The organism is Cellulomonas sp. P22 (genome assembly GCF_044392165.1).
In genome coordinates, this window is the sequence record NZ_JBISBW010000006.1 from 506,851 (window position 1) to 529,463 (window position 22,613).

A 22,613-nucleotide genomic window follows, 5' to 3' on the forward strand; every position below is an offset into this window, starting at 1 on the left:
ACCGTGCTGTCACGACAGGAGAAGAGCAATGGCTGAGCTGACGATCCGGCCGGAGGACATCCGGTCCGCGCTGGACAGCTTCGTGAAGTCCTACGAGCCGTCCGGCACCGTGACCGAAGAGGTCGGCCGCGTGACGCTCGCGGGCGACGGCATCGCCCAGGTCGAGGGCCTCCCGGGCGCGATGGCCAACGAGCTGCTGCGCTTCGAGGACGGCACGCTCGGCCTCGCGCTCAGCCTCGACGTCCGCGAGATCGGCGTCGTCGTGCTCGGTGAGTTCACCGGCATCGAAGAGGGCCAGGAGGTCCGCCGCACGGGCGAGGTGCTGTCCGTGCCCGTGGGCGACGGCTACCTCGGTCGCGTCGTGGACCCGCTCGGCCAGCCCATCGACGGGCTCGGCGACGTCGCGACCAGCGGTCGGCGCGCGCTCGAGCTGCAGGCACCGGGCGTCATGGCCCGCAAGAGCGTGCACGAGCCGCTCCAGACCGGCCTCAAGGCCATCGACGCGATGATCCCGATCGGCCGCGGCCAGCGCCAGCTCATCATCGGCGACCGCCAGACCGGCAAGACGGCCATCGCGATCGACACGATCATCAACCAGAAGTCCAACTGGGAGACCGGCGACCCGAACAAGCAGGTCCGGTGCATCTACGTCGCGATCGGCCAGAAGGGCTCGACCATCGCGGGTGTGCGCAGCGCTCTCGAGGAGGCCGGCGCCCTCGAGTACACGACGATCGTCGCGGCCCCCGCGTCGGACCCCGCGGGCTTCAAGTACCTCGCGCCGTACACCGGTTCGGCCATCGGCCAGCACTGGATGTACGAGGGCAAGCACGTCCTCATCGTGTTCGACGACCTGTCGAAGCAGGCCGAGGCCTACCGTGCCGTGTCGCTGCTGCTGCGTCGCCCGCCGGGCCGTGAGGCGTACCCCGGTGACGTCTTCTACCTGCACTCCCGTCTGCTCGAGCGTTGTGCCAAGCTCTCGGACGAGCTCGGCGGCGGGTCGATGACGGGTCTGCCCATCATCGAGACCAAGGCCAACGACGTCTCGGCGTACATCCCGACCAACGTCATCTCGATCACCGACGGTCAGATCTTCCTGCAGTCGGACCTCTTCAACGCCGACCAGCGCCCGGCCGTCGACGTCGGCATCTCGGTCTCCCGCGTCGGTGGCGCGGCGCAGATCAAGGCCATGAAGCAGGTCTCCGGCACGCTCAAGATCGACCTCGCGCAGTACCGCTCGCTCGAGGCGTTCGCGATGTTCGCCTCTGACCTGGACGCGGCCTCGCTCGCCCAGCTGACCCGTGGCGCGCGGCTCATGGAGCTGCTCAAGCAGGGCCAGTACAGCCCGTACCCGGTCGAGGACCAGGTCGCCTCGATCTGGGCCGGCACGAAGGGCAAGCTCGACGACGTCCCCGTCTCCGACGTGCGGCGCTTCGAGCGGGAGCTCATCGAGAGCCTGCACCGCAACAGCGACGTCCTGACCACGATCGCGGAGACGGGCAAGCTCGACGGCGCGACCGAGGAGAAGCTCGCGGCCGCGGTCGACGAGTTCCGCAACGGCTTCCTCAAGGGCGACGGCACCCCGCTCGTCGGCGACGAGGTCGCTGACGAGGAGACGCCGGTCGAGCAGGAGCAGATCGTCCGACAGAAGAAGGGCTGAGCGTGGCCGGAAGCCAGCGGGTCTACCGGCAGCGGATCCGGTCGACGCAGTCGCTGAAGAAGATCTTCCGCGCGATGGAGCTCATCGCAGCCTCCCGCATCGGGCACGCCCGGGAGCGGGTGGCGGCGGCGACGCCGTACGCGCGGGCGATCACGCGTGCGGTCTCGGCCCTCGCCACGCACTCGGACGTGGCGCACCCGCTGCTGTCCGACCGCACCGACACCAACCGGGTCGCGCTGCTGGTCATCACGTCGGACCGCGGGATGGCGGGCGCGTACTCGGCAGGAGCCATCCGGGAGGCCGAGCGCCTCGTCGAGCGGCTCACGGCGCAGGGCAAGCACGTGGTGCTGTACGTGACGGGTCGCCGCGCCGTCTCGTACTACACGTTCCGCAAGCGCGACCTCGGTGCCACGTGGATCGGCAGCTCGGACTCCCCGTCTGCCGAGCTCGCTGACGAGATCGCGAACACCCTGCTCGACGCCTTCGCCGCCCCGGCGGACGAGGGCGGCGTGGGCGAGCTGCACGTCGTGTACACGCAGTTCGTCAACATGGTCACGCAGCGACCCCGCGTGATCCGGATGCTCCCGCTCGAGGTCGTCGAAGGCGTCGCCGAGCCCGGCGAGACGTCCGAGGCGCTCCCGCTGTACGAGTTCGAGCCGAACGCCGAGGACGTGCTCGACGAGCTGCTGCCGCGTTATGTGCGCAGCCGCATCTACAGCTGCCTCCTGCAGGCTGCCGCGTCGGAGCTGGCCTCGCGCCAGAGCGCGATGCACACCGCGACAGAGAACGCCGAAGAGATCATCCGCACCAACACCCGGCTGGCCAACCAGGCACGCCAGGGCGAGATCACCCAGGAGCTCACCGAGATCGTGTCGGGCGCCGACGCGCTCAGCTCCTGAACCGACTGCACCACCATTCCCACGCCGGACTCACCTCCGGTCGAGCGAAGCGAGGCCAGACAATGACCGCCAGCACCGTCGACGCCACGGCGACCGACTCCGGCGCGCCCGGAGTGGGCAGGGTCGCCCGCGTGATCGGTCCCGTCGTGGACATCGAGTTCCCGTCGGACCAGATCCCCGAGATCTACAACGCCCTCACGGTCGACATCGACCTGTCCTCGCAGGGCGAGGGTGAGTCCAGCTTCACGATGACGCTCGAGGTCGCTCAGCACCTGGGCGACTCGCTCGTGCGCGCCATCGCGCTCAAGCCCACCGACGGTCTCGTGCGCGGCGCGCTCGTGACCGACACGGGTGCACCCATCAGCGTGCCGGTCGGCGAGATCACCAAGGGCCACGTGTTCAACGTGACCGGTGAGGTGCTCAACCTGGCCCCGGGCGAGAAGTTCGAGGTCACCGAGCGCTGGCCCATCCACCGCAAGCCCCCGGCCTTCGACCAGCTCGAGTCGAAGACGCAGATGTTCGAGACCGGCATCAAGGTCATCGACCTGCTCACGCCGTACGTGCTCGGCGGGAAGATCGGTCTGTTCGGTGGTGCCGGTGTCGGCAAGACCGTCCTCATCCAGGAGATGATCCAGCGCGTCGCGCAGGACCACGGCGGCGTGTCGGTGTTCGCCGGCGTCGGCGAGCGCACGCGTGAGGGCAACGACCTCATCGTCGAGATGGAGGAGGCCGGGGTCTTCGACAAGACCGCCCTCGTCTTCGGTCAGATGGACGAGCCGCCGGGCACGCGTCTGCGCGTGGCCCTGTCCGCGCTGACGATGGCGGAGTACTTCCGCGACGTGCAGAAGCAGGACGTGCTGCTCTTCATCGACAACATCTTCCGCTTCACGCAGGCCGGCTCCGAGGTCTCGACGCTGCTCGGCCGCATGCCGTCGGCCGTCGGGTACCAGCCGAACCTGGCCGACGAGATGGGTCTGCTCCAGGAGCGCATCACCTCGACGCGTGGTCACTCGATCACGTCGCTCCAGGCCATCTACGTCCCCGCCGACGACTACACCGACCCGGCCCCGGCCACGACGTTCGCGCACCTCGACGCGACGACCGAGCTGAGCCGTGTCATCGCGTCGCGCGGCCTGTACCCCGCGGTCGACCCGCTGGCCTCGACGAGCCGCATCCTCGACCCGCGGTACGTCGGCCAGGCGCACTACGACACCGCGACCCGCGTGAAGTCGATCCTGCAGCGCAACAAGGAGCTCCAGGACATCATCGCGATCCTCGGTGTCGACGAGCTCTCCGAGGAGGACAAGACGGTCGTCGCGCGTGCGCGCCGGATCGAGCAGTTCCTCTCGCAGAACACGTACATGGCCGAGAAGTTCACGGGTGTTTCGGGCTCGACGGTCCCCGTCGCCGAGACGGTCGAGGCGTTCTCGAAGATCGCCGACGGCGAGTTCGACCACGTCGCCGAGCAGGCGTTCTTCAACATCGGTGGCCTCGAGGACCTCGAGCGCAACTGGGCGCGGATCCAGAAGGAGTACGGCATCTGACGATGCTGTTCTTCCCCCATCCCCCCAACGCGAAGGAGTGAGCGTGGCAGAGCTCGAGGTCGACATCGTCGCCCCCGACGGCAAGATCTGGTCGGGTACGGCGAAGCAGGTCAGTGCGCCTGCCGCCGACGGCGAGGTCGGGATCCGCGTGGGCCACACCCCGATGCTCTCCGTGCTGCGGCGCGGTGAGCTCCGGGTCGCGGTCAGCGGTGGCCAGATGCTGCGCTGGGTCGTCGAGGGTGGTTTCCTCTCGGTCGACTCGGACCAGGTCACGGTCGTCGTCGACTCCGTCGAGCAGGTCTCGGGCGCCACGCACGCCCCGACCTCGCACTGACGAGGAGCGGGGATGGGGCTGCTCACCGGCCTGATCCTCGGCGGGCTCGTGCTCGTCGCCGTGGCGATCGCTGCGGCATGGACGTCGCGGGCCCGCACCCTCTCGGGCAGGGTCGGGTCGTTCGAGTGCGGGCGCCGGCGCACGGCCGATCCCTCGAGCGGTTTCAGCGCGGGGGTCGGTCAGTACGGTGCCGCGCAGCTGTACTGGTGGCGGTCCCTGTCCCTCGCCCCGCGTCCGTCGCGGCGCTGGGCGCGGGACGAGATCGTCATCGTCTCGCGCGAACCGCTCGACACCCCGGGCCGGGTGCTCGTCACGTGCCGGGTGGACGACGAGATCTTCGAGCTGGCGATGTCCCGCGAGGCGTACGCGGGACTGACGGCGTGGACCGAGGCGGCTCCGGCCGCAGTGTGCAGGGTGATCTGACGTGAGACTGGTCGTTGCCCGCTGTGCCGCCCGGTACAGCGGAAGGCTCAACGCGCACCTTCCGGAGGCCACCCGGCTGCTCGTCGTGAAGGCCGACGGCAGCGTGCTGCTGCACTCCGACGGTGGTTCGTACAAGCCGCTCAACTGGATGAGCCCGCCGTGCACGCTCGCGGTGCGTGAGCCCGACGACGCTGCGCGCGAGCGGGGGGTCACGCAGCTGTGGCACGTCCAGCACACCAAGAGCGACGACCGGCTCGAGATCGAGCTGTTCGAGGTGCTGCACGACTCGGCGCACGACCTGGGCGTCGACCCGGGGCTCGTCAAGGACGGGGTCGAGGCCCACCTGCAGGAGATGCTCGCCGCGCAGGTCGAGCTGCTGGGTGCGGGGCTCACGCTCGTGCGCCGCGAGTTCCCCACGGCGATCGGGCCGGTCGACATCCTGGCGCGCGACCCGAGCGGCGGCACCGTGGCCGTCGAGATCAAGCGGCGCGGTGACATCGACGGCGTCGAGCAGCTCACGCGCTACCTCGAGCTGCTCAACCGCGACCCGCTGATCGCCCCGGTGCGCGGGGTCTTCGCCGCCCAGGAGATCAAGCCGCAGGCCCGGGTGCTGGCCGAGGACCGCGGCATCGCGTGCCTCGTGCTCGACTACGCGGCGATGCGCGGAGTCGACGACGTGGACTCTCGGCTCTTCTGACCCGGGTGCGCGAGGATGAGCCGGTGAGCAACGCAGCTGAGCGGCCCGTCGTCGTCGAGCGGGGTCGGGTCGTCACGCCCTCCGGTGTGCTGACGGACGGGGCCGTGGTCATCGACGGTGCCCGCATCGCGTGGGTCGGTGCCGCAGCGGACGCCCCGCCAGCGTGGTCGGCGGCGGTCGACGCGTCCCCCGCCCGGCCGGACCGGTGGGTCCTGCCCGGGCTCGTGGACCTGCACAACCACGGCGGCGGCGGGGTCGGCTTCCCCGACGCGGTGACCGCGGACGAGGCCCGGGCCGCTGCCCGCGAGCACCTGCGTCACGGCACGACGAGCGTGGTCGCCTCGCTCGTCACGGCACCTGCGGCGGTGCTGCTCGCGCAGACGGCCGTGCTGGCCGACCTCGCCGACGCGGGGGAGATCGCGGGCATCCACCTCGAAGGGCCGTTCCTGTCGGCCGCCCGCTGCGGGGCCCAGAACCCGCACGACATGCTCATGGGCGACGCCGACCTGGTGCGGGCGGTCGCGGACGCGGCCCGCGGCCACCTCGTGACGATGACGGTGGCCCCCGAGGTCGCGGGCGTGGCCGACGGCGGCGACGACGTGGTGGCCGCGCTCGTCGCGGCGGGCGCGCTGCCCTCGTTCGGGCACACCGACGGGACGGCCGAGCAGGTCGACGCGGGGATCGGGCGGGGCGTCGAGCGGATCGGGCGGGCGCCCGGGCGCCGCTCGGGCCGGGCGACCGCGACCCACCTGTTCAACGGGATGCGCCCGTGGCACCACCGGGACCCGGGGCCCGTCGCGGCGTGCCTCGCGGCGGCCGCGCGCGGCGAGCTCGTGGTCGAGCTCGTGGCGGACGGCACGCACCTGGCCGCGGGCACGGTACGGACGGTCTTCGACCTCGTGGGTCCGGGTGCGGTCGCGCTCGTCACCGACGCGATGGCCGCTGCGGGCATGCCCGACGGCGACTACCAGCTGGGCCCGATGGCGGTGCGGGTCGTGGACGGTGTGGCGCGGCTGCAGGTCGCGCAGGACGGCTCGGGCGACGACGGCTCGGGCGGTGGCGGCTCGATCGCGGGCGGCACGGCGCACCTGCTCGACGTGGTGCGGTGCGTGGTCGGCGCGGGTGTGGACGTTGTCGACGCGGTGCGTGCGGCGGCGACGACCCCCGCCGAGGTGCTGGGTCGCCGTGACCTGGGCGCGCTCGAGGCCGGCCGGCGGGCGGACGTCGTGGTGACCGATGAGGGGCTGCGGCCCGTGCGGGTGCGCCGGGCGGGTGTCGAGGTCGGCGGTGCGGAGGGCTGAGGTCGCGGTGCTCGGCTCAGCCGGTGGGTGCGAGCGCCGTGCTCTGCCGTGGGGTCAGCACGGGTGCGAGCAGGCGCGTCTCGGCGGGCTGCTCGTCCTCGACACGTGCCATCGCCATCTCGACGGCGACGCGGCCGATCGCGTGCGCGGGGATGTCGACGGCGGTGAGGGGGTGGGGCTGCCCGACGGCGACGTCCTGCGGGCACACGGCGACCACCGAGGTGTCCTGCGGGATGCTGCGTCCGCGTTCCCGGAGCGTGGTGAGCACAGCGGGCAGCGCGACCTCGTTGTGCACCACGATGCCGGTCACGTGGGGCATGCGGGCCAGGACCTCGTCGACGGCCTCGACCGCTCCGGTGTGCGAGGACTCGCAGGGCTGGACGATCGCGGCGATCCCGAGCGCGGTGGCCTCCTGGGTGAAGCCGCGCAGCATCCGGTCGGCGTAGGAGGTGTGCCGGTCGAGCACAGCGCGCGGCGAGCCGATGAGCGCGATGCGTCGGTGCCCGAGCTCGGCCAGGTGCCGCACGGCGACCCGCCCGGCGGCCTCGAAGTCGAGGTCGACGCACGAGAGGCCCGCGGGGTCGCTCGGCAGCCCGATCAGCACCGCGGGCTGCCGCAGGCCGACGAGCACGGGGACTCGGGGGTCGTCGGCCTCGACGTCCATCATGATCAGCGCGTCGACCATCGAGCCGTCGCCCACGCGTTCGAGCCCGGCGGCGTCGTCCTGGGTGAGCAGCAGCACGTCGTGGTCGAAGGCCCGGGCGCGGGTGACCACGCCCGTGACGAACTGCATGATGACGTTGACGTTGACGTCGACGCGCAGCGGGGCCATCAGAGCGAGCACGTTGGTGCGGTTCGAGGCGAGTGCGCGGGCCCCCGCGTGCGGGCGGTAGCCGAGGTCGCGGATGCTCCGCTCGACGCGCTGTCGGGTCGCCGCGGAGATGGGGCGCTTGCCCGAGAGCACGTAGGACACGGTCGACGTGGACACGCCGGCGGCCCGGGCCACGTCGTCGATGGTCGCCATGCGGCGTCCCCTTTCGGTCCCGTTCAGGCGGGGAGGCGCCGACCGGGGGTGAGTCGTCCCGACTGCGCACACCCTAGCGCCGCCGGGGAAGGTCGCGGGGGACGTCGTCGGGTTAAATCCGGCCGATGCGCGCAAGCGCTTCGACGATCTGTACATCCGCCTGCGCACCTGATTTCCGGGGTTCCTGGTTGGACCCGCGAGCCACAGGCGGGCTACAGTGTTGAACCGCTTCGATGATGCCGCGACCCGCCGGCACCGGTCAGGAACAGAGGCCAACCGTGCGCACGACCTCCGGGGACGACACCCCAGGCATCGACGCGCCCGGCGCGAGCGCCCGACCTGGTCTCGAGTCGCTCACGCGTGACCTCGGCCTGCTCTACGGCGGCGACTACAACCCCGAGCAGTGGACGTCCGACGTCTGGCGCGAGGACGTGGCGCTGATGCGCGAGGCGGGCGTCAACCTGGTGACGGTCGGGGTCTTCGCGTGGGCGCAGCTCGAGCCGCGCCCCGGCGAGCACGACTTCACCTGGCTCGACGAGGTGCTCGACCTGCTGCACGCGGGCGGCATCGCGGTCGACCTCGCGACCCCCACGGCGTCCCCGCCCCCGTGGCTCGGGCTGCGGTGGCCCGAGACCCGTGCGGTCACGCCGGACGGGGTGCGGCTGAGCCACGGCTCGCGCAACCACTTCTGCCCGTCGTCGCCCGTGTACCGCGAGCACGCGCTCGCGATCGCGGGTGCGCTCGTCGAGCGCTACGCCGCCCACCCCGCTGTGCGCATGTGGCACATCGGCAACGAGTACGGCCAGGTCTGCTCGTGCGACCTGTGCGGTGCGGCGTTCCAGGACTGGCTGCGCCTCCGGTACGGCACCGTGGCGGAGCTCAACCGCGCCTGGGGCACCACGTTCTGGGGCCAGCGCTACGACGACTGGGCCGAGGTCGTGCCGCCGCGTGCGGCGCCCTACCTGCTCAACCCCACCCAGGTGCTCGACCACCGGCGCTTCGCGTCCGACCAGCTGCTCTCGCTCTTCACCGAGCAGCGCGACCTGGTGCGCCGGGCGGCCCCCGGGGTGCCGGTCACGACCAACTTCCTGGGCTTCCACCACCCCACCGACTACTGGCGCTGGGCGCCGCAGGTGGACGTCGTGGCCGACGACGCGTACCCCGACCCCGCCGCCCCCGAGTCGCCGGTGCTCGCGGCGCTCAGCCACGACCTCATGCGCTCGCTCGCGGGCGGACGCCCCTGGATGCTCATGGAGCAGGCAGCGGGCGCGATCAACTGGCGAACCCACAACGTGCCCAAGTCCACCGCGCGCATGCGGCTGGACTCGCTGCGCGCCGTCGCGCGCGGGGCCGACGGGTCGTGCTTCTTCCAGTGGCGCGCCTCGGCGTTCGGTGCCGAGCGGTTCCACTCGGCGCTCGTGCCCCACGCGGGACCTGACACGCGGCTGCACCGGGCGGTCCGCGCGCACGGCGCCGAGCTGCGCCGCCTCGCGCCCGTGGTGGGCACGAGCGTGCCCGCGCGCACCGCGGTGGTCTTCGACTGGTCGAGCTGGTGGGCCGCCGAGGAACGGGCGCGACCGTCCGACCGGCTGGACGTCATGGCCCAGCTGCAGGCCTACTACCGGCCGCTGTGGCGTGCGGGCATCCCCGTCGACGTGGTGCACCCGGCGGCGGACCTCAGCGGCTACGACCTGGTCGTGGCACCCCAGCTCCACCTCGTCGAGGACGACGCCGCGACCAACCTGCGGGGGGTCGTCGAGCGAGGCGGTGTGCTCCTGATCGGCCCGTTCTCGGGTGTCGTGGACCGCGACGCGCACGTGCGTCTCGGCCGGTCCCCGGTGCCGTTCGCCGATCTGATCGGCGCCTCGGGCGAGGAGTTCTGCCCGTTGCCCGCCGCGGGGGCGCCGATCGTGTCCGACGAGATCTGGGACTTCGTCGGCACGGTGTGGGGCGAGCGGCTGCGGCTCGACGACGGCGAGGCGGTCGCGACGTTTACGGGTGCCGACCTCGAAGGCTGCCCGGCGATCGTCCGGCGCCGCCACCGCTCGGGCGGTCAGGCCTGGTACGTGGCGACGGTGCCTCCCCAGCAGGTGCTCGACGAGGTCGTGCGCCAGTGCGTGCTCGCGGCGGGCGTCCGCCCTGCCGTCGAGTCGCTCCCCGACGGGCTCGAGGCCGTGCGCCGCGGACCCGTGCTGTTCCTGCTCAACCCCACCCCGGACGAGCGCACGATCGCGCTGCCCGGGGTGCATCACGACCTGCTCACCCGAACCGACGTCACAGACAGGGTGCACCTCGCACCCGAGGGCGTCGTCGCACTGATCGAGAGGACCTCATGAAGTTCACGGACGGCTACTGGCAGGTCCTTCCGGGCGTGTCGATCCTGCGCCCCCAGGCGGTCGACGAGGTCGTCGCGGAGGCCGACGCGCTGACCATCTACGCCGCGACGGGCCCGTTGGCCACGCGCGGCGACACGCTCAACCGGCCGCTCATCACCGTCGAGCTCGACTCGCCGATGGACGACGTCGTCGGGGTGCGGATCTCGCACTTCCGGGGCGGCATCGACCGCGGGCCGCACTTCGACGTCACGACGTCGGTGTCGGACGTCGAGGTCGCCGGGCCGGAGCTCACGGGCGAGCCCGTCGCGACGCTCCGCTCGGGCGCGCTCACGGCGCGGGTCGCCACCGAGGGGGAGTGGACCGTCGACTTCGTCGCCGACGGACGCACGCTGACCTCCTCGACCCCCCGCAGCGTCGGCGTCATCACCGACGCGCAGGGTCGCAGCTTCGTGCGCGAGCAGCTCACGATGGGCGTCGGCGAGCACGTCTACGGCCTGGGTGAGCGCTTCGGCGCGTTCGTGAAGAACGGCCAGACCGTCGACATCTGGAACGCGGACGGTGGCACCGCCTCGGACCAGGCGTACAAGAACGTGCCGTTCTACCTCTCGGACGCCGGCTACGGGATCTTCGTCGACCAGCCCGAGGAGGTCTCGTTCGAGGTCGGCACCGAGGTGGTCTCGCGCACGCAGTTCAGCGTCGAGGGCCAGTCGCTGCGGTACTTCGTGATCTACGGGCCCACGCCCAAGGACATCCTGCGCAAGTTCACGGCGCTCACCGGACGCCCCGCGCGGGTGCCGGAGTGGTCGTACGGCCTGTGGCTGTCGACGTCGTTCACCACGAGCTACGACGAGGCGACGGTCACGAGCTTCATCGACGGCATGGCCGAGCGGGACCTGCCGCTGTCGGTCTTCCACTTCGACTGCTTCTGGATGCGGCAGTTCCACTGGTGCGACTTCGTGTGGGACCCGGCCACGTTCCCGGACCCCGAGGGCATGCTCGCGCGGCTCAAGGCCAAGGGCCTGAAGATCTGCGTGTGGATCAACCCCTACATCGCGCAGCGCTCGGAGCTGTTCGCCGAGGGGATGGAGCGCGGCTACCTGGTGAAGAACCCGGACGGCTCGGTCTGGCAGTGGAACATGTGGCAGGCGGGCATGGCGCTCGTCGACTTCACGAACCCCGAGGCCACGGCCTGGTACCAGGGCAAGCTCCGCGCGCTGCTGGACATGGGCGTCGACGCGTTCAAGACGGACTTCGGCGAGCGCATCCCCACCGACGTCGTCTGGCACGACGGCTCCGACCCGGCGGGCATGCACAACTACTACACGCACCTGTACAACAAGGCCGTGTTCGAGCTGCTCGAGGAGGAGAAGGGCGAGGGCGAGGCCGTGCTGTTCGCGCGCTCGGCCACCGCGGGCGGCCAGCAGTTCCCGGTCCACTGGGGCGGCGACTGCGAGTCGACCTTCGTCTCGATGGCGGAGTCGCTGCGCGGCGGCCTGTCGCTCGCGATGTCGGGCTTCGGGTACTGGAGCCACGACATCGGCGGCTTCGAAGGCACCCCGGACCCGGCCGTCTTCAAGCGGTGGCTCGCGTTCGGTCTGCTGTCCTCGCACAGCCGGCTGCACGGCTCGGACTCCTACCGTGTGCCGTGGGCCTTCGACGACGAGGCCGTGGACGTCACGCGCCGGTTCACCCGGCTCAAGCTCTCGCTCATGCCGTACCTCGCCCGACTCGGCGCCGAGGCGCACGAGGAGGGTGTGCCGGTCATGCGCCCGATGGCGCTCGAGTTCCCCGAGGACCGCGGCACGGCGACGGTCGACACGCAGTACATGCTGGGCGACGCGCTGCTCGTGGCGCCGGTGTTCAACGCCGAGGGTGACGTCGACGTCTACGTGCCCGAGGGCACCTGGACCCACCTGCTCACGGGTGAGAAGGTCACGGGCCCGCGGTGGGTGCGGGAGAGCCACGGCTTCGACTCGCTGCCGCTCCTGGTGCGTCCCGGCACCGTGCTGCCGGTCGGCGCGCGCCACGACCGCCCGGACTACGACTACGTCGACGGTGTGACGCTGCACCTGTTCGAGCTCGCGGACGGCCACCGGTCGACGACGTGGGTGCCCGGGCAGGGTGGCGTGGGCGGTGCTCGCTTCACTGTGACCCGTGAGGGCGACCGCGTGCGGGTCGAGTCGCCCGACGTGACCGGCGCCTGGTCGGTGCAGGTCGCGGGCGGGCCGTCCGCGCGTGCCGAGGCCGGTCAGACTGTGGTCGAGCTCGACGTGTGAGTCCCGTGGCGCACGTCGCGAGAGCCCTCTCGCGACGTGCGCCACGCTTGTGTATCGTATCGATTCGACCCGCTGGTCCAGACAGCGGTCGAGAGGCGCCGTCGACGGCGCCACGCCCCCCATCACGAAGGATTGACGATGACCTCCCTGCGCCCGTCCGGACGCCAGTTCCCCGCCGACTTCCTGTGGGGCTCCGCCACGGCCAGCTACCAGATCGAGGGGGCGACGACCGAGGACGGGCGCGGGCCCTCGATCTGGGACACGTTCTCGGCGACGCCCGGCAAGGTCCTCAACGGTGACACCGGCGAGGTCGCGGTCGGCCACTACCACCGCACCGCCGAGGACGTCGCCCTCATGGCAGCCCACGGCCTGCACGCCTACCGCTTCTCGATCGCGTGGCCGCGCATCCAGCCCACCGGCTCGGGCGCCGTCAACCAGAAGGGCCTGGACTTCTACTCGCGGCTCGTCGACCAGCTCCTCGAGGTCGGCATCGACCCCGTCGCGACGCTGTACCACTGGGACCTCCCGCAGGCCCTCGAGGACCTGGGCGGGTGGCCCTCGCGCGACACCGCCTACCGCTTCGCCGACTACGCGGGCATCATGGCGAAGGCGCTCGGCGACCGCGTCACGATCTGGACCACGTTCAACGAGCCGTGGTGCTCCGCCTACCTCGGCTACGCCTCGGGCGTGCACGCCCCGGGCCGCGAGAACCACGCCGACGCCCTGGCCGCCGTCCACCACCTCAACCTGGCGCACGGCCTCGGCGGCCGCGTGATCCGCGAGACGCTGGGCGAGGACACCCAGATCTCCATCACGCTCAACCTCCACGTCACGCGTGCGGCCACGAGCTCGCCCGAGGACCTCGAGGCCAAGCGGCGCATCGACGCGGTCGCCAACGGCGTGTTCCTCGGCCCGCTGCTCGACGGCGCCTACCCGGCCGAGGTGATGGCGGACACGGCCGAGGTCACCGACTGGTCCTTCGTGCACGAGGGCGACCTCGAGACCATCAACATCCCGCTCGACGTCCTCGGCGTGAACTACTACGCGACCGGGCTCGTCCGCCACAGCGACACCCCCCGCGTCCCGGGCGACGGCACGCCGGGCCCCGACGGCCACAAGTCGTCGCCGCAGAGCCCCTGGCCCGCGTGCGACGACATCGAGTGGCTGCCGCTGCCCGGTCCGCACACCGCGATGGGCTGGAACATCGAGCCCGAGGGCCTCACCGAGCTGCTGCTCGAGCTCCACGAGGCCTACCCGGGCCTGCCGCTCGCCATCACGGAGAACGGCGCCGCGTTCCACGACGAGGTCTCGGCGGACGGGCGCGTGCACGACGAGCGCCGGGTCAGCTACCTGCACGACCACATCGACGCGGTCGGCGAGGCCATGGACAAGGGCGCGGACGTCCGCGGCTACTTCGTCTGGTCGCTGCTCGACAACTTCGAGTGGGCCTACGGCTACGACCGCCGCTTCGGCATCATCCGGGTCGACTACGACACGCTCGAGCGCATCCGCAAGGACTCGTCGTACTGGTACGCCGAGCTCATCCGCACGGGTCGCATCCCCACGGTCGAGCAGGCCACCGAGCTGGGCTGACCGGCCCCGCAGACCCGTCAGCCCGTCCCCGTCCCGCCGGCGGGGGCGGGCTGACGTGCGTCCGGCCCGCGCGGGTCGCAGGCAGGTGCGCGCACGAGAGAGGATGGACGGATGCCCAGCGGACGACGATCGAGCAAGCGTCCCTACGGCACCGACCCCGTGCCCCTCGACGTCGACCGGGTGCGCGGCGGACGCCGCAGCGAGACCGGGCCGGACGGGGAATGGACAGTCCAGTCGGTGCGGGGCTCGGACCGCAGCTACCGCTGCCCGGGCTGCGACCAGCTCGTCGCCCCCGGCACCGCCCACCTGGTGGCCTGGGCCGCCGACGGGATGTTCGGCCCCGAGGCGGCCCTCGCCGACCGCCGCCACTGGCACTCCGCCTGCTGGGCCGCCCGTGGCCGCCGGGGACCGCGCCGCTAGGACCCGCCACGACCGCAGCCACCGAGCCCGATGCCGACATCGAGGAGATCCCATGACCACCGACCCCACGCCGCTCGCCGTGCGCGAGCACCGCGGCGGATCTGCCGACGCCGTCCCGGTGGTCCTCCTGCACGGCTTCCCGGTCGACGCGCGCATGTGGGACACCACCGTCGCCGAGCTGCCGGGTGACCGGCGGGTGCTCGCCGTCGACCTGCCCGGCCTGGGCGGCTCGGCCACGGTCCCGCTCGGCGAGCCCACGCTCGACGCGAGCGCGGACGCCGTGGCGGCGGCCCTCGCCGACCGGGGCATCACATGCGCCGTCGTCGTCGGGCTGTCGATGGGCGGCTACGTCGCCCTCGCGCTGCTCGAACGCCACCCCGACCTCGTGGCCGGTCTCGGCCTGCTCGACACCAAGGCCACGGCCGACGAGCCGGACGCCCGCGCGAACCGCCTGCGCATCGCCGACGCCGTCGAGGCGACCGGATCGGTCGACGAGGTGCTGCCCATGGGCGGCGTGCTGCTCGGCGAGTCCTCGCGGGTGGCGCGCCCCGAGCTGGCCGAGGAGCTGACCGGCTGGATCGACGAGCAGGCTCCCGCGGGGGTCGCGTGGTCGCAGCGCGCGATGGCGGCCCGCCCCGACCGGTCAGAGGTGCTGGCCGCGTACCGGGGGCCCGTCCTGATCCTGGTGGGCGACGAGGACCAGGTCACTCCTGTCGACCTCGCCGAGGCCATGACCCGCGGCCTCACCGACGTCCAGCTCGTGGTCGTGGTGCGCGCCGGCCACATGTCAGCGGTCGAGGACCCCGCGGCGGTGGCGGCGGCACTGGCCGACCTCGCGCAGCGCGCGGACACCGCGCAGGTCTAGGACACCGCGCCGATCAAGGACAGAGCGCAGGTCCCCGTGCGGTGGCCGGTCAGCGCCCGGTGTCGCCCTCGAGCACGCGGGTCAGCGCGACCGGCAGGTCGAGCGACTCGCCGTCCTTGCCCCCCGCGCCGATGACCAGGGGAGGGTCTCGCGGCGGCACGCTCGTGCCGCGCAGGGCCGCCGTCAGCGAGGACGGCACGCTCAGCACGTAGAACTCGCCGTCGGTCCCCACCGCGACGCTCTCGTCGCGCCGCAGGTACCAGCCCCGCAGCGGCGTGCGGTACCGGTGGCGACCGTCGTAGCTCCGGGCCCGCAGCGGCACGGGCGCCACGCCGCGGGTGCGGGCGTCACGCACGAACTCCGCGATGAGCTCGCGGGCCCGTGCGGACTCCGCGAGCCGGCGCCGCTCGAGCGCGTCGGCGTGGACGATGCTCGCCTCACGCCGACGCTCACGCCAGCTCGCGGCGTCCGACTCGCTCATCGCTCGTTCCCGGTCGGTCAGCGCGTCGCCGGGTCGCCCACGGTGGCGGCGTCGTCCGCGGCACCCGTCTCGGCGGTGGCCGGAGCCTCGTCGGCCGGAGCCTCGTCGGCCGGTGCCTTGTCGGCAGGTACTTCGTCGGACGGTGCCTTGTCGGCCGGCGCCTTCTCGGCCGGAGCCTTGTCGGTGGGCGCCTTCTCGCTGGACCCCTTGTCCTCAGACGTCGCGTCGGCGGCGGCCTTGTCCGACGCGTCCTTGTCGGCGGCGGGAGCGGCCACGGCCTGGACCGCGGCCGAGACGGGAGCCGGACGTGCCTTGCCCGTCGGACGAGCGGGGCGGGCGGGCTGCTCGGCGCGCGGGGCGCTCCGCTCGGGCTGCTGCGCGCTGAACTGCGCCTCGGCCTTCGACGCCTTCTCGAGCGCCTGGCGCGTGGGCACCGGGTCGTTGCCCAGCAGGTTGCGCAGCTCGTCGAGGTAGGTGGTGATCGACTCGCGCTGGTTGTTGAGGTCCTCGACCTGGCGCTGGGCCGACGTCCGCTCGCGCTCGGCCTCGGTCATGGCCTCCGAGAGCTGCTTCTCGGCGTGCTCGCGGGCCTCGGCGACGACGCGGTCCGCGTTGCGCCGGGCGTTCGAGAGCAGGTCCTTGGCGTAGGCCTCGGAGTCGACCCGCACCTTCTCCGCCTGGGCGAGGGCCTTCGCGACGCGCTGCTCGGCGTCGCTCGCGTGCGCCTCGGCGTCGCTGACGAGCCGCTCGGTCTCGACGCGGGCAGCCTCGTGACGCTCGGCGTCGGCCCGCTCGGCCGCCTCGCGCCGTGACGCGATCGACAGCTCGGCGTCGGCCAGCGCCTCCTCGGTGCGGCGCACGAGCGCGTCGGCGTTGGCCTTCGCGGTCGCTGTCATCTCGGCGACGGTGCGGCGCGTGTCGGTGAGCAGGCGCTCGACCGCGATACGGGCGCTCTCGTGCAGCTCGGCGGCCTCGCGCTCGGTCTGCTCGCGCAGCTCGGTGGTCTCCCGCACGGCGTTGTCGCGCAGCTCGGCGCTCTCGCGCTCGGCCGCGGCCCGCTGGTGCGTGGTCTCGTGGTGCGTGCGCTCGCGCAGCTCCGAGGTCTCGCGCTCGACCTGGGCGCGCAGCTCGGTGCCGTAGTGCTCGGCCTCGAGGCGCATCGACGTGATCGACTGCTCGGCCTCGGTCCGGGCGGCGGCGACCTCGTCGGCCGTCGCTGCACGCAGCTCGCCGGTCTCGCGCTCGGCGTTGGCGCGCACGAAACCGGCGTACTGCTCGGCCTCGGCGCGCAGCGCGGCGGCCTCGGCGGCGACGCGCTGCTCGAGCGCGGCGGTCTCCCGCTCGGCCTTCGAGCGCAGCCCGTCGGCGTACTCGTGGGCCTCGGCCCGCAGGGACGTGATCTCGGCGGCGATGGCCTGGCGGGCCTCGGCGATCTCGGTCGCGGCGACCGAACGCTGCATCGCGGCGAAGCGCTCGGCGTCGGCCCGCAGGGCAGCGATCTCGGCGTCGGCCCGCTGGCGCAGCGCGGTGGTGTCGGCGTCGGCCGACTGCCGCAGGTCCTGCGCGTAGCGCTCGGCCTCGTCGCGGGCGGCGGTGGTCTCGGCCTCGGTCGTGGCGCGCAGCTCGGTCGCAGCGCGCTCGGTCGAGATCCGCAGCTCGGTGGCCTCGCGCTCGACGGTGGCCCGCAGCATGCCGAGCTCGCGCTCGAGGGTGCTGCGGCGCTCGCTCTCCTCGGTCGTGATCGCGGCCTGGATCCGGGCGGCCTCGCGCTCCGCGGAGCCCACGAGCTCCTCGGCGCGGCGCTGCGCGGCGGCCAGGGCCGACTCGGCCTCGGTGTTCGCGGTCGAGCGGACCTCCTCGGCCTCGCGGCGGGCGGTCGCGAGCAGCTCGGCGACCTCGTTCTCCGCACGGGCTCGCAGCTGACCCGTGGCGAGCTTGGCGCGGGCCAGCGAGTCGGAGGCCTGGGCGTTGGCCTGCTGGACGACGTCGGAGGACTGCTCCTCGGCCGAGCGCAGCAGGTGCTCGATGCGCGAGCCGAGGCCCGAGTACGTGGGGCGCTCCGCCTCGCGCAGCTGGCGGTGGGCCTCGGAGAGCTCGCCGGCCACCTGCATCGTGCGGGAGTCGAGCGACTCGACCTGAGCGCGGGCGTCCGCCAGCGCCTGCTCGAGCGCCTCGATCCGGGCATCGACCGGTGCACGGTCGTAGCCACGGAAGTTGACGACGGGGAAAGGCGAACGGTCCTCTGCCACGGGGATCCTCCTGGGCGCTCGAGCGCCGGTTCCGGGACGGCCTCGATCAAGGCTCGGCACGGTCGGCCGGTAAGTCCGGCGCCAGGATACTGGGCAGTTCGGTGACGTATGCGCCAACTGGCGCATGATCGCTGGTGAGGGCGGTGTGACGGGTTCGCCCGATCGTCCACAGGCGTCTCGTCTACCCTGGCGGTCGACGTCCGAGAGGATCCTGCGTGCTTCACCGACTAACTGCCGCCGTTCTCAGCGTGCTCGGCCTGCTCGTCATCGGCCTCGGCATCGCGTCCGCGACCCTGTGGCGTGCCGACGACATACTCGTCGCCTCGGCGACCCCTCAGGACGGGACCCGGCTGCTCGTGGCCGACCCCGGCGTGCTCGAGCTCGCCGGTGACCCCGTCACCGTGACCGTCGAGGCCCCGGGCGACACCCCCGTGGTGCTCGCCGTCGGGCGCGACACCGACGTCGCGGGCTGGGTGGGCACCGATGCCTACGCCCGTGTCAGCGGTCTGTCCGCCTGGGACACCCTGAGCACCGAACCGGTCGCGGCCACCGCACCCGACGCGGCCGCCGCACCCGACGCGACCGCACCGACGGACGAGGCCGCACCGAGCGACGAGACGGCGACCGACGGAGCTGCTGCCGCCGCCGACGCCGCCGCTGTGCTCGCGGACCCCCGTGGCTCCGACCTGTGGGTCGCCGAGTCGTCGGGCGAGGGCAGCGCGACCCTGACCTGGACGGCCCAGCCCGGTCGGTGGAGCCTCCTCGTGGCGAGCGTCGGGGACGAGGTCCCCACGCTCACGATGTCGTGGCCGCGCACCGTGACCACGCCGTGGCTCGTGCCCGCCCTCGTGGTCGGGCTCCTCCTCCTCGCTGCCGGCGCCGTGCTCGGCGTGCGGCAGTGGCGGCGCGCACGACGCGGCGAGGACGGCCCCGAATGGCACCCCGTGCTGACCGGCGCCGTCCCGGTCGTCGGCGCAGAGCCGGGCGCGTCCGAGGCCGGGCTCACGCGACGTCAGCTGCGGGAGCTGCGGGACGCCGCTCTCGCCGCCCCTGCACGTCGGCGCGAGCGGTCCACGCCCGAGCCCGCCGACGTGACCGGCGCTCAGCCGGCGGTCACCGCCGCGGAGCCCTCGAAGGGGTCACGGTCCTGGCCGACCCCCTCGTGGGCCGCTGCCCGCACCGCACCGGACGCCGCATCGGACCCCACTGACGCGGCCGCGTCGCGCCCGGCTCCCGCCGCGCCGACCAGCCCGTCCGTGCCCGCGTCGCCGGCACCCGCCGCACCGGCCCCGTCAGCGGGTGCTCCCGTCCCGTCCGCGGGGCGCGCCGAGGGCCGTGGTCCCGCCTGGCTGCGCGGACGCGACGACGACGTCTCGACGGGTCGCACGGCCCCCGTTGCGTCCGGCGCTCCGACGGCCTCCGCGAACGAGCCCGCCGCGAACGAGCCCGTCGCCGCGCCCGCCGAGGGGTCGCGTCGCCGTGACGTCCCGACGCTCGGTGGCCGATGGGTCTCGCGCGGACCGGGACGCGGCGAACCCGCGCCCGTCCCCGCGGCGCCTGCCGTGCCCGCCGCAGCACCGGGCCACGCCGATCCCCACGCGCTCCCGACCCGTGCCGAGCTGCGTCGTGCGGCGACCGACGGCTCGCACCCCGCGGGCCCGGACACGGCGCGGCCGGGTGCCGGGGCCGCGCGTCCGGCATGGCCGCACCTGGCCGACGCCGACGCCGCGACGTCGCGTGCCGACGCCTGGCGCCGTACCTGGGGCATCCCCGGAGGCGAGCCTCTCGTCGACGACACGCCCCCGCACCCTGAGGAGAGTGAGCGCTGATGACGTCCCGGACCCGCCGAGGAACCCGTGCCGGGGTGGTCGCGCTCGTCGGTGCCCTGGCCCTGGGTGCGTGCTCGTCGTCGCTCCCGCAGGCCGAGCCTGAGGCGCCCCCCGCGGTCGCGCCCCCGGTGCTCAACGCCGCGCAGTCGGAGAACATCCTGACCCAGCTGGGCCAGGTGCTCGGCGCGGCCGATGCAGCGCTCGACCCGGCGCTGCTCACGAGCCGCGTCTCCGGCCCGGCGCTCGCGATCCGCACGGCGGAGTACGTGCGGGCGACCGCGACGGCGGGTGCCAAGGTCCCCACGGCGCTGCCGGTCACCGCGCAGTCGTCCGTCGTGGCCGACACCACCACGTGGCCGCGCACCCAGCTCGTCATCACCGACCAGCCCGACGACCTCCAGGCGCAGCGGGTGCTCGTGCTGCGCCAGGACTCGGCGCGCGAGCCGTACCGTCTGTGGGGCTGGGCGCGGCTCGGCGGCGGTGTGCAGATGCCCGCCACGGCGGACACCGAGATCGGCAGCCAGCCGATCGCTCCGGACGACGGCGCCCTGCTGCTGCCTCCTGCTGACGTCGTGACCCAGTACGCCGACGTGCTCACCAACGGTGACGCCTCGGCGTCGGCCGCCACGTTCGCGCCGGACTTCTTCCGGGCCACGATCGAGGGAAAGCGCGCCGAGTCGGTGGCGAGCGTGCAGGTGGTGGGCACCGCGACCGAGACCTACACGCCCGTGGGCGAGCCGATCTCGCTGTCGACGGCCGACGGGGGAGCCGTGGTGGTGGCCGAGCTCAGCACCGTGACGACGCTCGCGATCTCGCAGGGCAGCCTGACTCTCGCCGACCCGTTCGAGGCGGCGTTGGCCGGTCGGTCCAGCGTGGGCAAGAATCTGACCAGGACGTGGACCGACGTCCTGGTGTTCTATGTCCCGCCCGCAGGCTCGCCGACGACCCAGGTCCAGGTCCTCGCCGCCGAGCACGCACTCACAGCCGTCACCGGCGAGTGACGCAGTCGTCCACGCAGGAGAACCGATCATGAGCCAGCCTCCCGGCCAGCAGCCTCCCCTCGACGTGCGGGGGGCGATCGACCTCTCCGCGCTCGCACGCCCGGCCACGCCGCCGCCCGGAAGCCCGGGCGGGCTGCCCGCGGCCGGGCCGTACGTGGCCGACATCGACGAGTCGCAGTTCCCGGCCCTCGTGCAGTCGTCGACGCAGCACCCGGTGATCGTTCTGCTGTGGGCGCCGTGGAGCGAGGTGAGCATCGGTCTCGGACGTGAGCTCGGGGCCCTCGCCGGCGAGTACGGCGGGCGCTTCCTGCTCGCCCGGATCGACGCCGATGCCAACCCGCAGGTCGCCGCGGCCTTCCAGGTCCAGACGGTGCCGACGGTGGTGGCGGTGCTGGCGGGCCAGCCGCTCCCGCTGTTCCAGGGGGCGCTCCCGGCCGACCAGGTCCGGGCCGTGCTCGACCAGGTCCTGGCGGCCGCCGAGGCGAACGGGATCACCGGCCTCGCGCAGGCAGGCACCGCCGCCGCGGGGGAGCCCGAGCCCGAGGAGGAGGAGCCGCCGCTCCCGCCCCTGCACCAGGCGGCCTACGACGCGATCGAGCGCGACGACCTGGCGGGGGCCCGCGAGGCCTACGCCCAGGCGCTGCGGGAGAACCCGCGCGACGACATGGCCCGTGCGGGGCTGGCCCAGGTGGGCCTCCTCGAACGGACGCGGGACGTGGACCTCAACGCGGCACGCGCCGCAGCCGCCGCCGACGCGCGTGACGTCGACGCGCAGCTCGTCGTCGCCGACCTGGACGTGCTCGGCGGCAACGTCGAGGACGCGTTCGTCCGTCTCGTCGACGTGGTGCGGATGACCGCCGGCGACGACCGGGAACGGGTACGCCAGCGGCTCGTCGACCTGTTCGAGGTCGTCGGCACCGACGATCCGCGTGTCGTCGCCGCCCGCCGGGCCCTCGCGAGCGCGCTCTACTGACGGCGCCGGCCCGGTGGTGGGGCGTGGCCGCACCACCGGGCCCGTACCGTGAGGCGCGAGCGTCGATCCATGCATCTGTGCAGGTCAGCGCGTTCTCATGACGGTGACCCAGGTCACCGGAGCTCGAACTTGACGCTCGCCCGGCTCGCTGCGTAATCTTCAGGACGTCGCCCGGCAGGGAGGAACGGACACCGAGGAGAAACCTCGGAGGCCGGTCCCGCGGAGCGACCACCCAGTCCGATCGGATCACGGCGACGCCGTGGCTCTGGCCAGGCTGGAGGGGACGCGTTCCCCGCTCGAAGCCCGTCCCGACAAGGGGTGGCGGAGAAGCGGTCGCGACTCTGGTAAGTTTGAATGGTTGCCTCCGAGAGAGCAGCGCACACAGCGGTTCACACCGAGTGGGCGTCCCCGGAGCAGCTACCCCGGGTGTGATGAGTCTGGCGGTTCTGCCGCCGGGTTCGTGATGCCCTGGTGGGATGGGTTCCCGTCTGGTGGTCCTCGACATGAGGTTCTTGACGGCGGGGAGCGGTTCCGCTAAGATTGAGAGGTTGCCTCTGACCCGGTCGCAAGGCTGGTGAGGATGAGCGTCTGTTCCTTGAGAACTCAACAGTGTGCCAAGTAGTCGATGCCAAGATGGTTCATCTTCTGGTGGTTGCCGGCCTTCGGTCGGTGGTTGTCGGTTGGTGAGTCTTGGTTGACTGAGGGCATCGT

18 protein-coding genes are annotated in these 22,613 nt (G+C 72.9%); 15 read left to right on the top strand and 3 right to left on the bottom strand.

Annotated features, from left to right (window positions below; genetic code table 11):
- Window positions 1–28: 28 nt before the first annotated feature.
- From atpA to ACGIF2_RS08960, 7 genes are all read left to right on the top strand, one after another.
- Window positions 29–1,657, top strand: a complete 1,629-nt coding sequence (atpA, locus tag ACGIF2_RS08930) for a F0F1 ATP synthase subunit alpha (RefSeq protein ID WP_396045643.1) — start codon at window positions 29–31, stop codon at window positions 1,655–1,657.
- 2 nt (window positions 1,658–1,659) lie between these two features.
- Window positions 1,660–2,556 (top strand): F0F1 ATP synthase subunit gamma, encoded by an 897-nt coding sequence (locus tag ACGIF2_RS08935; protein ID WP_396045645.1) that lies wholly within the window; start codon window positions 1,660–1,662, stop codon window positions 2,554–2,556.
- Window positions 2,557–2,618: 62 nt separating this feature from the next.
- Window positions 2,619–4,100 carry a F0F1 ATP synthase subunit beta gene (atpD, locus tag ACGIF2_RS08940; RefSeq protein WP_396045647.1) on the top strand — a complete coding sequence of 494 codons (1,482 nt, stop codon included), beginning with the start codon at window positions 2,619–2,621 and terminating at the stop codon, window positions 4,098–4,100.
- A gap of 43 nt (window positions 4,101–4,143) precedes the next feature.
- Window positions 4,144–4,434: a F0F1 ATP synthase subunit epsilon gene (locus tag ACGIF2_RS08945; protein WP_396045649.1), complete on the top strand. Its 291-nt coding sequence runs from the start codon at window positions 4,144–4,146 to the stop codon at window positions 4,432–4,434.
- A gap of 12 nt (window positions 4,435–4,446) precedes the next feature.
- Window positions 4,447–4,857, top strand: coding sequence for a DUF2550 domain-containing protein (locus ACGIF2_RS08950; RefSeq protein WP_396045651.1), 411 nt, complete (start codon window positions 4,447–4,449; stop codon window positions 4,855–4,857).
- 1 nt (window position 4,858) lies between these two features.
- A complete protein-coding gene (gene nucS, locus ACGIF2_RS08955) occupies window positions 4,859–5,554 on the top strand; it encodes an endonuclease NucS (protein ID WP_396045653.1) in 696 nt (231 codons plus the stop codon).
- Window positions 5,555–5,577: 23 nt separating this feature from the next.
- Entirely contained in the window at window positions 5,578–6,855 is a 1,278-nt protein-coding gene (locus ACGIF2_RS08960; RefSeq protein WP_396045655.1) for an N-acetylglucosamine-6-phosphate deacetylase, read from the top strand.
- A gap of 16 nt (window positions 6,856–6,871) precedes the next feature.
- On the opposite strand, the gene ACGIF2_RS08965 is transcribed toward ACGIF2_RS08960, so the two are convergent.
- Window positions 6,872–7,879: a LacI family DNA-binding transcriptional regulator gene (locus ACGIF2_RS08965; protein ID WP_396045657.1), complete on the bottom strand. Its 1,008-nt coding sequence runs from the start codon at window positions 7,877–7,879 to the stop codon at window positions 6,872–6,874.
- Between the two features lie 278 nt (window positions 7,880–8,157).
- On the opposite strand from ACGIF2_RS08965, the gene ACGIF2_RS08970 reads away from it, so the two are divergent.
- The 5 genes from ACGIF2_RS08970 to ACGIF2_RS08990 all read left to right on the top strand — a co-directional run bounded on the left by ACGIF2_RS08970 (window position 8,158) and on the right by ACGIF2_RS08990 (window position 15,369).
- A complete protein-coding gene (locus ACGIF2_RS08970; protein WP_396045659.1) occupies window positions 8,158–10,215 on the top strand; it encodes a beta-galactosidase in 2,058 nt (685 codons plus the stop codon).
- Window positions 10,212–12,491 carry an alpha-xylosidase gene (gene yicI, locus ACGIF2_RS08975; protein WP_396045661.1) on the top strand — a complete coding sequence of 760 codons (2,280 nt, stop codon included), beginning with the start codon at window positions 10,212–10,214 and terminating at the stop codon, window positions 12,489–12,491. Before ACGIF2_RS08970 ends, yicI begins: the two co-directional genes overlap by 4 nt.
- Before the next feature lie 138 nt (window positions 12,492–12,629).
- Window positions 12,630–14,084, top strand: a complete 1,455-nt coding sequence (locus ACGIF2_RS08980; RefSeq protein ID WP_396045663.1) for a GH1 family beta-glucosidase — start codon at window positions 12,630–12,632, stop codon at window positions 14,082–14,084.
- Between the two features lie 111 nt (window positions 14,085–14,195).
- Entirely contained in the window at window positions 14,196–14,504 is a 309-nt protein-coding gene (locus ACGIF2_RS08985; RefSeq protein WP_396045665.1) for a hypothetical protein, read from the top strand.
- 52 nt (window positions 14,505–14,556) lie between these two features.
- Window positions 14,557–15,369, top strand: coding sequence for an alpha/beta fold hydrolase (locus tag ACGIF2_RS08990; RefSeq protein ID WP_396045667.1), 813 nt, complete (start codon window positions 14,557–14,559; stop codon window positions 15,367–15,369).
- A 49-nt stretch (window positions 15,370–15,418) separates the two neighbouring features.
- Here the strand turns inward: ACGIF2_RS08990 and ACGIF2_RS08995 are convergent, their stop codons facing one another.
- A complete protein-coding gene (locus ACGIF2_RS08995; protein ID WP_396045669.1) occupies window positions 15,419–15,850 on the bottom strand; it encodes a hypothetical protein in 432 nt (143 codons plus the stop codon).
- 17 nt (window positions 15,851–15,867) lie between these two features.
- Complete coding sequence (locus ACGIF2_RS09000; protein ID WP_396045671.1) at window positions 15,868–18,099, bottom strand: hypothetical protein; 2,232 nt, start codon at window positions 18,097–18,099, stop codon at window positions 15,868–15,870.
- A gap of 248 nt (window positions 18,100–18,347) precedes the next feature.
- On the opposite strand from ACGIF2_RS09000, the gene ACGIF2_RS09005 reads away from it, so the two are divergent.
- The 3 genes from ACGIF2_RS09005 to ACGIF2_RS09015 are packed head-to-tail and all read left to right on the top strand — an operon-like array spanning window position 18,348 to window position 21,902.
- The gene (locus tag ACGIF2_RS09005) at window positions 18,348–19,928 is read left to right on the top strand and encodes a hypothetical protein (protein ID WP_396045673.1); all 1,581 of its coding nucleotides are present in this window, start codon (window positions 18,348–18,350) and stop codon (window positions 19,926–19,928) included.
- Window positions 19,928–20,929 (top strand): hypothetical protein, encoded by a 1,002-nt coding sequence (locus tag ACGIF2_RS09010; protein WP_396045675.1) that lies wholly within the window; start codon window positions 19,928–19,930, stop codon window positions 20,927–20,929. Before ACGIF2_RS09005 ends, ACGIF2_RS09010 begins: the two co-directional genes overlap by 1 nt.
- Window positions 20,930–20,957: 28 nt before the next feature.
- Window positions 20,958–21,902, top strand: coding sequence for a tetratricopeptide repeat protein (locus ACGIF2_RS09015; protein ID WP_396045676.1), 945 nt, complete (start codon window positions 20,958–20,960; stop codon window positions 21,900–21,902).
- Window positions 21,903–22,613: the final 711 nt, after the last annotated feature.